Below are 12,549 nucleotides of genomic sequence, written 5' to 3' on the forward strand. Positions count from 1 at the left end.
CGCCCCGCCGCGCAGTGTGGACAATGTCGTTTCATGCTACGCCCACGACCGAGGGAAAACAGGTGAGATTCGGGATTCGGAGTCTGATGCTGGCCACCGTCGCCGGCGCTATTCTTTGTGCGATCATCGTGGCCGGTCGCAACCACTATTTTGCCGAGAGGCTGCAAGCCTGGTCTGCCTTGGCTGACGTCCGCGGCATTTCGAATGTCGAGCTGCGCTCACGTGTTGACGTTATGGAAGAGGTAGACGGCGTTTCCTTCGCCATCGAGGGCCGACCCGATTCGGTTGTCGAAATTGGCAGCTTGGGAGAATACGAAAACTCGGGGCGGTTCCCGGTGAGGCGAATTGGCAAGTGGACGTTCCGGGTTTCCGGACGTCGTCACATGGGCGCCCATGCCAAAGCGACGGGCGAGCCGCTCGAGGCCAATTATTTCGGCAGCCACATCGGGCTCGGGCCTGACAACCCGTACAACGCCCTCGTTCCTTTCGAACTCAACACGCTGCAAGACGTCGTCGATCATTACGAAGAGATCGTCGAATTGCTGGAAACCTGGCCGCGCGAATCAGCGCCAGGAACGGTAACCCTGGAAGACGGGTCGATTCAGCACTACTACGTCATTGAGGATCCAGGATCTGAAAACTCGAATTCCGGGCAATAACTCGTGTTCGGTAACGCGTTTCTCGGCACGGGTGCCATGGCCACGGCCTTGCGTGGCCATGAATGGGGTCATCAATCCATTGCCGCTTGATCTATTTCTAGGTGATTGATCCATTCGATTGCGTTTCGCCGTCGCGTTTTCAAAAATTGTACGCACAATCATGGCCACGCAAGGCCGTGGCCATGGCACCCCAGTGTCCTGGCGAAACGTTGCTTGTCACCTCAAGAAACAGTTGGGCGGAACTGCGGCGGTCGCCGGACGCGAGTTGCCTGTTCGAATGCGAAGGCGTAGCCGAGCAGCCGCGGTTCGTGGAAAGCTGCGCCAAAAAAGGAGAGTCCAACTGGTAAACCGTGCACAAAGCCGGCTGGGACGGTGATATGGGGATAGCCGGCGACGGCTGGAGCGGTCGAGCATCCGTAAGGCAGAATATGGTCGCCGACGATCGGGTCGATTGCGAATGGGGGAGAGCCTTCGGTGGGGGCGAGGATCGCGTCGAGCTGATGTTCGGCGAGGGCCTGGTCGATGCCTTCGGTGCGCGACAAGCGGCGGAGTTCGTTACGGACTTCGACGCAGCGCGGATCGTCCCAGTCTCCCTGCTGAAGGGCCAACTCGAAGAACTCTTGCTGAAAGTAGGGCATCATCTCGGCGGCGTGAGTTCGGTTAAACGCGATCAGTTCTGCGAGATTGCGCACCGCTGCGCCGGGATGGGCGGCCAGGTAGGCGTTGATATTGGCTTTGACGCCGTACTGAAACAGCTCCAATTCCAGCGGGCCGAAGAAGGGTAACGTCGTCGCTTGAATCGGATCGATGATTTCGGCGCCAAGGTTTTTCAAAATTTGGATGGCGCTTTCGATGACGGCATTCGTCCCTTCGTGCGCGGAAAAGCAGTCCCGGGCGACTCCTAGCCGGGCGCCTTGCAGGGCGTCAGGCCGAAGCGCGGATAGATAGTTGTCGGGGCGAAGTTTATCTGCATCTGCGGTCGCCGTATCGGCGGGATCGGTGCCGGCGATGACGTTGAGAATCGCGGCGAGATCGGTCACGCTGCGGGCCATGGGACCTGCCGTATCTTGCGGCTCGGCGACGCCGATCACGCCGCGGCGACTGACCAGGCCGACGGTCGGTTTCAGCCCGACAATTCCATTGGCCGAGGCGGGACGGACGATCGAGCCATCGACCTCGGCGCCGATGGAGCCGATGCAAAGGTTGGCGGCGACAGCGACGGCCGAGCCGCTGCTCGATCCGAGCGGGCTGCGATCGAGAACGTACGGATTGTGCGTCTGGCCGCCGCGACTGCTCCAGCCGCTGCAGGCGCGCGTCGACCGCATGTAGCCCCATTCGCTCATGTTGGTTTTGCCGAGCAGGACGACGCCGGCTGCGCGGAGCTGTTTGACGACGAACGCGTCTTCCGCGGCGACGTTGCCGACCAGCGCCAGCGAGCCGCCGGTCGTCATCATTTTGTCGGCCGTATCGAGCGAATCCTTCACCAACATCGGCACGCCGTGCAGGGGACCTCGCGGTCCTTGCTGCTCTCGTTCCTGGTCCAGCTCGGCGGCGATTGCGAGTGCATCGGGATTGATTTCAACCACCGAGCGGAGCGTGGGACCGGCGTGATCGATGGCTGCGATCCGCTGCAGAAACGCTTCGCAGAGAGTGACGGCTGACCACTCGCCGGCGGCGAATCGATTCTGCAGGTCGGCGATACTGAATTCAGACAGGTCCACGACAACTTCCTTCTCGGACGCACGAATTCCACTTGGCCGAATTCTAACCAACCGGACGATGCAAAAGGAGAGGCGGGGAGATTCTCAATAGAATGCCAAGCGACTATGATCAAAACGTCTTGGCAAACTCCGTCGGATAGGTCAATGACGTTCGCACGCACCGCTAGTCGGGACGGCGAACGGTCGGCCGAAACAACAGGTCTTGCTGCAACGAGGCTATAACGATGGGCGATCAGTTTCCCACGGTGCGGATCGCGGCGGCCCAGGCGTCGCCGGTATTCTTAGATCGCGAACGATCGACCGAAAAAGCGGTCTCCTTGATCGCCGAGGCCGCTCGCCAAGGCGCCCAACTGGTCGCATTCAGCGAAGCCTGGCTGCCGGGTTATCCGTGGTGGATCTATATGGGTTCGCCGATCTACAGCGCGCCGTTTACGCAACAGCTGTACGCCAACGCGGTCAGGCTGCCGAGCCCGACCCTCACGAAGTTGTGCGATGCGGCGCGGGACAATCACATTTACGTCGTGATGGGATTAACCGAACTTGCCGGCGGCAGTCTTTACCTGGGGCAGATTACGATTTCGCCAGCGGGCGTAATGATCGGACACCGCCGAAAACTGAAGCCGACGCATGCGGAGCGGACGATCTGGGGCGAGGGGGATGGAAGCGATCTGTTTACGATGGAGACGAAGATCGGCGTCCTCGGTTCGCTGAACTGCTGGGAGCATCTCCAGCCGCTGACCCGCTATGCGATGAACTATTTTAATGAGCAGATCCACGTTTCGGCGTGGCCCTCGTTCTGTCTCTATACGGGGACGTTGCACTCTTTTAGCGCGGAAGCGAATCTCGCCGTTTCGCGCAGCTATGCGCTGGAAACGCAGACGTTCGTCATCCATGTCGGCGGACTTTGCGATCAGGCGACGTTTGATCTGCTCGCCGATGATGAAGAGAAGGCCCGGCTGCTGCGGGTCGGAGGGGGCGCGTCGGAGATTATTGACCCGATGGGACAGACGATCGCCGGACCGATGGGAGACAATGAGGAAGGGATTCTTATTGCCGATTGCGACATGGCGAAGATCGCGGGGGCGAAAATGGCGAACGATCCGGCCGGGCATTATGCCCGCGGGGACGTCACGCAATTGCTGCTCAACCGACGCCCGCGCCGCCCGGTAATTTACGCCGATGCGGCGACGCCTGAACTGCTGCCGGATGAACCGCCTCACTCGGGGGCGATTGCTGATGTTGATGCGGTGAAGGGGTATGAGAAGTAATTGTCCTGGCTCGGGTGCCATGGCCACGGCCTTGCGTGGCCATGAATGCGGTCATCAACCCGTTGGCGGTAGATCTATTTCTACACGCTAGATCAATCCGTTCTCGTTCTGCCGTGGCACCTTCGAAAATTCCGCGCACAATCATGGCCACGCAAGGCCGTGGCCATGGCACCCAGGTTTCACCCTACTTCGCGACTAGCTCATTTGCTGCAGCGCCGCCGCGATTTCTTCTTGGACCGATTCGCCCGGTTCCGAGAGGAGCGGGATGATTGGGCCGGTTTTGGCGATGCCGGACAGTTCGGTCGCGCGGTGGAGAATGCTGATCGGACCGAGGTTGTCGCGGAGGCGTTCCAGCGGCAGGAATCGTTCGCGAATCGCTTCCGCTTCGTCCCAGTTCTGAGCCTGAATCGCCTTCAGGAGGGCCGCCGACATCTGGGGGAAGATGCAACCGCAACCGGTCGTGAATCCGCCGAGGCCAAAGTCGCGCATGTGGACGATCGCCGGTTGATCGCCGAGCCCGCTTAGAATCAGGCCTTTGTCGATCTGGTCGGTCAGCCCGCGCAGATAGTCGTCTTGCGTGTAGTCTTTGCGAACGACGGCATATTTGATCGCCGAGATCACGCCGTCATTTACGAGCGCCGTGGCGTCGTCGACGGTCACGGTGCCGTCGTACTTCAGATAGAGGACGATCGGCTTGCCGAGCTTTTCCGCCATTTTGCGAATCGCGGCGGCGATGCCGGCCGAACTGACGACGTCGCGCTGCGGCAGCAGCATGACGGTCGGAAAGTTGAAGTCGAGCAGGATCTCGGCCTGGTCGAGCATCGTGCCGTAGGCGGGGCCGATCGCCGGGATGACGAGGGTATCGTCGGCGGCGGTCGTGCTGATCAGCTCGAGGGCGGTGCGATATTCGGCGAGCGTGAGATGATAGAAAATCGCATTGCCGCCATAGAGCAGCGTGGAGATTCCCCCTTGCTCGATATGTCGGATGATCTTCGCGTTTTCCTGCCGATCCAAAATCCCTTCGGCGTTGCGAGCGAGCGAGGGAACGGCCCAGACGCTGCGGGAAATCGTTTCAGTGGTTAGCGGTTTGGTATCCATGGCCAAGTCAGGTCCTTGAGGGTAGCAAGCTCAGTAAATATCGGGATCCGGCGTCTCGGCGCCGTGATGCAGGAAATCAAAATCGCAGCCGACGTCGGCTTGGGTAACATGCTTCAGGAACATCGCTCCGTAGCCTCGTTTGTAACGAGGAGCAGGCGGCGTCCATTGCTCGCGGCGCTTGGCGAGTTCGTCTTCCTCGACCAGCAGATTCAGACTGCGCTCTTCGATGTTGAGCCGGATCATGTCGCCATTACGGACCAGGCTGAGCGGTCCGCCGACCGCCGCTTCCGGCGCGACATGCAGCACGCAGGTGCCGTAGCTGGTGCCGCTCATGCGGGCGTCGGAGATTCGGACCAGATCGCGAACCCCTTGCTTCAGCAGGTGATCGGGAATCGGCAGCATGCCCCATTCTGGAAAGCCGGGGCCTCCTTGCGGGCCAGCATTGCGCAAGATCAAAACCGAGTCGGCCGTAATGCCGGATGCGGGATCGTTGAGCTTCGCCTTGAGTTCGGCGTAGTCGTCGAACACAACCGCAGGTCCGGTGTGATTCAAGAGTCGCGGCGAGGCGGCCGTCGGCTTGATGACGCATCCCGAGGGAGCGAGATTGCCCCGCAGGACGAACGTGCCGCCGCTCTCGGAGAGGGGATTGTCGAGCGAGCGAATGATGTCGTGGTCGATTACTTCGGCGCCGGCGATGTTTTCCGCAAGGGTATGGCCGTTGACCGTTTGACACGAACCATCAATGTGCGAGCCGAGTTCCTTCAATAGCGCCGGCAGCCCGCCGCAGTCAAAGAAGTCTTCCATCAGGAACTTGCCGGCGGGGCGAATGTTGGCCAAGACCGGCGTGGTGCGCGATAGTTCGTCGAAGCGATCCAGCGTCAACTCGTAGCCGGCGCGCCGCGCCATCGCGATGATGTGGACGATTGCATTGGTCGAACCGCCGATCGCCATGCTGGTGACGATCGAGTTATCAAACGAGGTCGGCGTCAGGAAGGAAGAAGGGCGGAGATCCTGCAGGGCCATCTCGACCGCGCGTCGTCCGGTCGCAACGGCCAGACGGGAGTGTTCGGCGATGACGGCCGGTACCGACGAAGCGCCCGGCAGCGTAAAGCCCATCGATTCGGCGATCGCCGACATCGTCGACGCGGTTCCCATCGTCATGCAGGTCCCGGCCGACCGGGCGATGCAGTTCTCGATTTGTCCCCACGCTTCATCGCACAAGTTGCCAGCGCGACGTTCGTCCCAATACTTCCAAGCGTCGCTGCCGCTGCCGAGCGTCTGGTCTTTCCAGCGGGCTTTGAGCATCGGGCCGGCGGGGAGGAAGATCGCCGGGCGGTTGGCCGAAATGGCGCCCATGATCAGGGCCGGTACCGTTTTGTCGCAGCCTCCCATCAAGACGGCGGCGTCAATCGGATGGCAACGGAGGACTTCTTCGGTCTCCATCGCCAGCAGATTGCGATAGAGCATCGTCGTCGGCTTCATCATCATCTCGCCGAGCGACATCACCGGAATCTCAACCGGGAAGCCCCCCATCTGCCAGATGCCGCGTTTGACCTCTTTGACCCGCTCGGGGAAATGCGAGTGACACGTGTTGAGATCGCTCCACGTATTCAGAATCGCGACGACCGGCTTGCCGCGGAAGTCTTCGTCGTCGTACCCCATCCCCTTGAGACGCGAGCGATGCCCAAAGCCGCGCAGACTATCGGGGGCGAACCAGCGACTGCTGTGCAACGGGGCGTTTTCGGATGGTTCAGCAGGCATGGCGGAATCTATGGTCTGGGAAGGAAGGAGCCGGTCGCGGGAACCTACTTATCTTAGCCTCTTCCGGTCGTCTCGAAACAGCGGTAGTGGGAAGGGGAGTTAAACCAGCGGAAAACAAAGGGCACAAACGACCGTCGCCAAAAACGAGACGAAACCCATGATCGTCAGCAGCACGGAAAACGTCTTGAGCGTTTCCTGTTCGGTGAAGCCGCTCATCCGGCTGATGACCCAGAAACCGCTGTCGTTCATCCAGGGAAGCGGCTTCGAGCCGCAGCCGATCGCCAGCGCCAAGTAAACCGGATGAAAGGGAAGCCCGATCTGCGTCGCCACCGGCACCACGATTCCAATGGCCGCGATCATCGCGACGGTCGCGGAACCTTGAATGACGCGAATGATCATGGTGACGAAAAACGCCATCGCGAGGAGCCCGGTTCCGCTGACCGATGCGGGGAGCGAATCCGCGATCGACGCGCCGACGTTGGTCTGACGAATCATCTCGCCAAACGCGCCGCCGGCACACGTAATCAAAATCACGACGCCCCCTTCGCCGAGCGCCTTTTGCACCGACTTCCCCAACTCGACCCAAGTCATGTCAGGCTTCAGGATCAACGTCAGCATCGCGAGCACGGCGCCAAGCGACAGGGCGACGTTCTTATCCCCCAGGAACGAGATCGCCGTATTCCAGATCGGCATCAGCGGACTGCTAAGATCGGACATCCACGTTTGATTGACCGTCTTCATCGCCAATAAAAAGATGGGGACGACGACCGGTAAGATCGAAAGACCAAAGCTGGGGAGTTGCGACGCTTGGGTCGGCGCCGCATCGGCGGAGCTGTTATGAACGCGAAGCGGAATTATCCAGCGGCGATTGGCCCAGATCATGTAGAAGTAGCCCGCGATTACGCCCCAGACCCCAACGGCGATGCCGCCGATCGCCATCGCGCCGATGCTGACGTTCAGTTCGCTCGCGACAAACAACGGACCAGGGGTCGGCGGCACCAGCGAATGCGCCAGCGTTCCCCCCACGATGATCGACATTACGTACTTCAGATAGTCGCGACCGGTGCGCTGGGCCATCGCTTGCGCGAGCGGCAGCATCAAGAAGAAGACGGTGTCGAAGAAGACCGGGATCGCCAGGATAAAGCTGCTGATCACGAACGCCAGCGCCGTCCATTTTTCTCCCAGCGACTCGCGAATGCTTTGCACAATCCGCTCGGCGGCGCCGCTCTGCAACAGACACTGGCCGATGATCGACGCCATCGCGATCAGCACCCCAATCTTGCCGAAGGTATCGCCGAGTGCGTTGGCGACCCGATTGGTGGGGCTGGTCTTGGCGAGCTGAACTGCCTTGTCGTAGGCGGTTTGCGAGATGAGCAGCGTGCCGATGGAACTGCCGGAATCGGAAAGGCCATCCCGCAAAATCGCCGTCGTCCCGTTGTCGGTCGCTTCGAACTTTTCGACCCAGACCGACGTTGTTTCGAGTTTGGCGATATCGTCGTCGTCGCGGACCAGGTAATAGGCGCCGGGCTTGGCGCCGAATTGATCGCCGACGCCGATAAGTTCCAACTGTTGATTGGAGGCGGCGGCAACCTGCGCCGTCTGATTGTCGATCGCGCTGTCGTAGACGCAGTGGGCGGTGGTCGCGGCGGCTACGACCAAGGTCGCAAAAAAGAGGGCCAGGAATGCATGCAGCCGTAAGAACAGCACGCCGCACACGACGATGAGCATTCCCAAAACGATCGCAAACATTTCTAGGAACGCCCAGTCATTTGGAGAGTAGCGGGGAGCAGGATGGGGAGCCAGTCAAAGCGGGGTCTTCGGCAGAAGAACCGCCGAGGAAAGCCTGGCGTTGCATGATTCGCCCGGCGAATTACCTTGCAGCCGAAGAAAAAAGGCAAAATGCCATTTTTTACGGCTTCCGAAAGGTATTCAGAGCGTAGCAGAAGAGGGCAGGGGAGGCAAACGGGGAGCGTCGCCTGCCGGTCGTGCTCAAAGAGGTAGTAAGTAGCCTACCCCTGCAATTCAGGGATCACTCCGGTGCTGTCGCCGTGACGTTCGGCGGGGACGCCGATCCCTTGCAGCATCGTCAACCACGCGTTGCAGAGCGGGGTATCTTTCTTCACGACGATGTTTTCGCCCAGTTTGATTCCGGCGCCGCCGCCGGTGAGGATCGTCGGGCAATTCGTCAGGTCGTGGCCGGTGCGGATGTTGCTGCCGTAGGCGAGCGCGACATGATCAAACAGACGGCTGCCGTCCGCTTCCTTCGTCTCTTTCAGCTTGTCGATCAGTCCCGCCAGCAAGGCGCTTTGCGCCTGGTCGCGCTGTTGCGAACAGACCAGCTTCTCGCCGCGGGTCGAGTGATAGTGGCTCATGTCGTGCGGCGCTACGTCGTTGCCGATGCTGGTCAGTAGCGTCGCAACCGGCTGGCGATAGGTGATCACCCGCGTGCTGTCGGTTTGGAAGGCGGCGACCAGCAGGTCGTACATCATCTTGATTTCTTCTTTGCCAGACAGGCTCGAGCTAGGCGCGCCAAACGGAGCGTCAGGACGGGGTCGATCCATCCATTTTTCTTCTTTGCTCAACCGCATTTCGATGTTGCGCACGCTCTCGAAGTACTCGTCCAACTTTTCGACGTCGTTTTGCCCCAGGCCGCGCTTCACGCTGCGGGCATTTTCGAGCACGGTGTCGAGGACGCTCCGTTTCTGCGCGATCAGCTTCTGGCGATGTTCCAGCGGCGTCGTCTCTTTGGAGAACATCCGGTGGAAAGCGGCCAATGGTCCGTTTTCTCCACCCATCGGTTTGCCGCTCGCGTCCCACGCGAGCGAGAGGCCGGGGCCGTGACCCGATCGATCGCCCGTTTCGCTGTGATTCAGTTGCAGCGAGGCGAACCGCGTTTCGCGGCCGAACTCTTCCGCGGCGACTTGGTCGGCCGAGATCGTATTGCAGTAGCTTTGCCCCGGCTGCGCGTACGGATTCGCTCCGCTCAGCCACCACGTGCTGCCGGCGTGACCTTCGACCGAAAACTTATTGCGCAGCCCTTGCACGATCGAGAAGTCGGCTTTGTGGCGCTCCAGCGGCTGGAGTCCGGACGGCAATTCGTAGCCAGCGCCCGGCGTGTTTTGGCTTGGGTACCACGATTCTTCGGTGACGCCCCAGCCGAAGCCCAAGAAGACCAAACGTTTGGGAGGGGCCGTGACCGTCGCCGCGCGTGCGAAGCGACGGAAGCCGAGCGATTCCAACAGCGGCAGCGCAACGACAGCCGTAGCGGATCGGAGAACCTGACGTCGACTCGGTTTCTTTGGAAACATGGTTTCCCTCTTATTTGGAATGGAATTCTTTGCTTTGGACCAGCGCGTGCACGAAGCTGCGCGCTGCGTATTTCTGTTCACGAGCCTGCTTCACGATGTCGTCGATCAGCGGCTCATCGCTGAAACCAATCGGGCGTCCCAGGGCGTATTGAATCAGCGCCTCGGTCATGCCGCGGGCGAACGCGTCCTCTTGGGCGGCGATTTTTTCGCGCAGCTCCAAGTAGTTGGCGAACGAGGGACCGTTATGAAAGGCGCCGGCGGGATCAATCTGCCAGGTTACCTTGCCATCCTTGATTGGTTTGCCGTTGTCGTCCAGCGCCTGGTAGCTGTCTTCGGTTCGCCAGATGCCGACGGCGTCGAAGTTTTCGAGCCCGAAGCCGATCGGGTCGATCTTGCGATGACAGCTGGCGCACTGCGGTTCTTCCTGATGGGCGATCAGACGCTGTTGGGTTGTGAGGGGCTTACCGGCAAGTCGCGCGAGTTGCGGCACATTGGCCGGCGCCGGAGGAGGCGGATCGTGCAGCAGTTTTCGCAGCACCCAGGCTCCCCGTTCGACCGGATTCGACGTGTCGCCGTTGCTCCCCATCAAGTGAACGGCCGCCATGCCTAACAGGCCGCCGCGAGGAGAATCAGGCGGCAGCGATACCTGGCGAAAGTGATCGCCATGCACTCCCTCGATGCCGTAGTAGTTGGCCAATACCGCATTGATGACGACGTAGTCGCTGCTGAGCAAATCGGTGAGCGATTCGTTCTGCGCAACAAGGCGTCCCACCGTTTCGTAGATCTCACGACAAGCGGCTTGCCGAGTGCTGTTATCAAACCGGGGATGATGTTGCAGATTGACCTGGAAAAAGTCGAGTCGGTCGAGCCCCAGCCACTGGTAGGCGAATGCATCGACAAAGTCCTGCGATCGCGGGTCGTCGAGCAAACGCGTCACTTGCTCGTCCAAGATCTTCGGATCCTGCAGCTTGCCGGCGTCGGCTAGGCTTTGCAGTTCACGATCGGCCGGAGATCCCCAGAGGAAATAGGAAAGTCGATTGGCAAGTTCCCGATCGGTCAGTTGCCGGGGCTCCGCCGCTTCGCTCGGCTCCGAGTGATAGAGGAACATCGGAGAAGCGAGCACCACCGCTAACGTTTCCTTCAGCGCGTCGCTAGGTTTCTCGCCAAGATCGCGATACGACTGATAGACCTGCACGAGTTGGTCGACGTACTGCGGCGAAGGGAGATCGCCGCGGAAGGCTTCTTTCGCGAATTGCTCAAACGCCGCATGCAGATCGGCTGCTTGGGGAGCGGCTGACTTGTCGTCGAGCGGCAGTTGGGCGATCGCGGCGATGCCGGGCGGTTTCGGTTGATCGGCGTCGGGAACGCGTTCGATTTCCATCCAGTCGACCCACAGGGCGAACTTTTGCCCAATGCCGTCGTTCTCGGCGCGCCCCATACCGGCGACGCGCAGCGCCTGCTCCCAGTTGTCTCGCGTCCCTTTTTCCCGCAGGAAGAGGGAGCGGTTGGCGCGTTCGGCGTTGGCTCGCGTCATCGTCAGGGGAAGCTCAATGATCTGCGGCTCCTCCATGGTGCCGGTCACTTCGTGCACGCTGATCGCTTGTTGCGTACGGGGGTTGATCCCAAACTCGATGAAGCGGCGATCGGGCGTCGCATGCTCGGTCGCGGCGATGCGGAACCGGACAACATAATTTCCGACGGGCCAATTGAACGGAACCAGCAGATTGAAAGTCGCGTTGTCGAGCACCGCGGGATGCTCGCTGGAAGCGGCCAGGTAGGCGCCGGTTTCGATCGCGGGCTGTTCCATGTAATAGCGGTGATAGGGAAGATGGAACGGTCGCGATGCGGCGAGCGCCTTATCGGCGTTGTTTTCCCCGGTTTGGAATCCGAACGATTCGGGGGCTGGCGCGCCGGCGATCTTCTTCCAATTGCGATACAAGATGTCGCGATGCGTGCCGAGCGGGCCCGCCTTAATCTCTTCGATCACCGCGGCGTTTTCGGGGCGAGCGACCGCTGCGTCAACCTCTTTGATCCAATTCTCGGCCCGCTCGCGAGCGTCGACCTGGTACTCGATAAACTTGGCGACTTTGGGCGTGATCTCCTCCGCTTCAAAGTGAACCTTTTTCTCGACTCCGAGCGCGGCTTGGCGGTCAAACGCTTCGTTGAGCGCCTCGCGTCCCAGACGCAGGTATTGTTCGAACTGCGTGCTCGACATGTATAAGTTGGAACCGACGGTGTCGAACGCGCTGGCGCTGGTATCGGCCGGCAGGTCATTGACGTTGATTTCAACGCCCAGAAGTTCTCGCAGCGAATTGCGATACTCGCGGCGATTCAATCGCCGCATGGTGATCACTCCCTTTTGATCGGCGAGCAGGCTCCGAGCGTCGACCATGGCGTTGGCCAGATGCTCCAGGAAGTTCGCCTTCGCCGCTTTGTCGATCGCCGGTTCCCCTTCCGGCGGCATTTCGCCCGAGTTCAAGGAATTGAGCACCTTCTGCCAACGCGCCGCGGTTTTCAGATCGGTGATCTGGAGCGGCAGATCATCGACGCGAAAGCCCGCTTCGGCGTCTGCCCCGACATGACAGTCGGTGCAATGTTTTTGCAGGAGGGCGAACTGCTTCTGCTCGACGGCGACGACCGGAGGCTCGGCCGCGAATGCCGTAGCGCTGCACGTGGAGACCGCAGCGAGCACGAAGCTGGCGAAAAGCGTTTTCATCATGAGGCTGGCTGGAAT

The 12,549-nt window shown here is 60.5% G+C and carries 8 protein-coding genes; 2 read left to right on the forward strand and 6 right to left on the reverse strand.

The features are described from left to right. The first annotated feature begins 86 nt into the window (after positions 1 to 86). Positions 87 to 659: a hypothetical protein gene (locus tag LOC68_RS09295; protein ID WP_230217997.1), complete on the forward strand. Its 573-nt coding sequence runs from the start codon at positions 87 to 89 to the stop codon at positions 657 to 659. Positions 660 to 880: 221 nt separating this feature from the next. On the opposite strand, the gene LOC68_RS09300 is transcribed toward LOC68_RS09295, so the two are convergent. Further along, positions 881 to 2,431 (reverse strand): amidase, encoded by a 1,551-nt coding sequence (locus tag LOC68_RS09300; RefSeq protein ID WP_255671099.1) that lies wholly within the window; start codon positions 2,429 to 2,431, stop codon positions 881 to 883. A 173-nt stretch (positions 2,432 to 2,604) separates the two neighbouring features. On the opposite strand from LOC68_RS09300, the gene LOC68_RS09305 reads away from it, so the two are divergent. Beyond that, positions 2,605 to 3,648: a carbon-nitrogen hydrolase family protein gene (locus LOC68_RS09305; protein WP_230218000.1), complete on the forward strand. Its 1,044-nt coding sequence runs from the start codon at positions 2,605 to 2,607 to the stop codon at positions 3,646 to 3,648. A gap of 195 nt (positions 3,649 to 3,843) precedes the next feature. Here the strand turns inward: LOC68_RS09305 and LOC68_RS09310 are convergent, their stop codons facing one another. From LOC68_RS09310 to LOC68_RS09330, 5 genes are all read right to left on the reverse strand, one after another. After that, positions 3,844 to 4,746, reverse strand: coding sequence for a dihydrodipicolinate synthase family protein (locus LOC68_RS09310; protein WP_230218002.1), 903 nt, complete (start codon positions 4,744 to 4,746; stop codon positions 3,844 to 3,846). Between the two features lie 30 nt (positions 4,747 to 4,776). Then, positions 4,777 to 6,507 (reverse strand): L-arabinonate dehydratase, encoded by a 1,731-nt coding sequence (gene araD / locus LOC68_RS09315; RefSeq protein WP_230218004.1) that lies wholly within the window; start codon positions 6,505 to 6,507, stop codon positions 4,777 to 4,779. 99 nt (positions 6,508 to 6,606) lie between these two features. Continuing rightward, positions 6,607 to 8,256 (reverse strand): GntP family permease, encoded by a 1,650-nt coding sequence (locus tag LOC68_RS09320; RefSeq protein WP_230218006.1) that lies wholly within the window; start codon positions 8,254 to 8,256, stop codon positions 6,607 to 6,609. Positions 8,257 to 8,516: 260 nt separating this feature from the next. Then, complete coding sequence (locus LOC68_RS09325) at positions 8,517 to 9,815, reverse strand: DUF1552 domain-containing protein (protein ID WP_230218008.1); 1,299 nt, start codon at positions 9,813 to 9,815, stop codon at positions 8,517 to 8,519. 10 nt (positions 9,816 to 9,825) lie between these two features. Further along, complete coding sequence (locus tag LOC68_RS09330) at positions 9,826 to 12,534, reverse strand: DUF1592 domain-containing protein (RefSeq protein ID WP_230218009.1); 2,709 nt, start codon at positions 12,532 to 12,534, stop codon at positions 9,826 to 9,828. Positions 12,535 to 12,549 lie beyond the last annotated feature (15 nt).

This window comes from Blastopirellula sediminis, assembly GCF_020966755.1.
GTDB classification, from domain to species: Bacteria; Planctomycetota; Planctomycetia; order Pirellulales; family Pirellulaceae; genus Blastopirellula; species Blastopirellula sediminis.

Coding starts and splice junctions, on each gene's coding strand:
- LOC68_RS09295 (WP_230217997.1), top strand. CDS start 87: ATGCTGGCCACCGTCGCCGGCGCTATTCTTTGTGCGATCATCGTGGCC.
- LOC68_RS09305 (WP_230218000.1), top strand. CDS start 2,605: ATGGGCGATCAGTTTCCCACGGTGCGGATCGCGGCGGCCCAGGCGTCG.
- LOC68_RS09310 (WP_230218002.1), bottom strand. CDS start 4,746: ATGGATACCAAACCGCTAACCACTGAAACGATTTCCCGCAGCGTCTGG.
- araD (WP_230218004.1), bottom strand. CDS start 6,507: ATGCCTGCTGAACCATCCGAAAACGCCCCGTTGCACAGCAGTCGCTGG.
- LOC68_RS09320 (WP_230218006.1), bottom strand. CDS start 8,256: ATGTTTGCGATCGTTTTGGGAATGCTCATCGTCGTGTGCGGCGTGCTG.
- LOC68_RS09325 (WP_230218008.1), bottom strand. CDS start 9,815: ATGTTTCCAAAGAAACCGAGTCGACGTCAGGTTCTCCGATCCGCTACG.
- LOC68_RS09330 (WP_230218009.1), bottom strand. CDS start 12,534: ATGATGAAAACGCTTTTCGCCAGCTTCGTGCTCGCTGCGGTCTCCACG.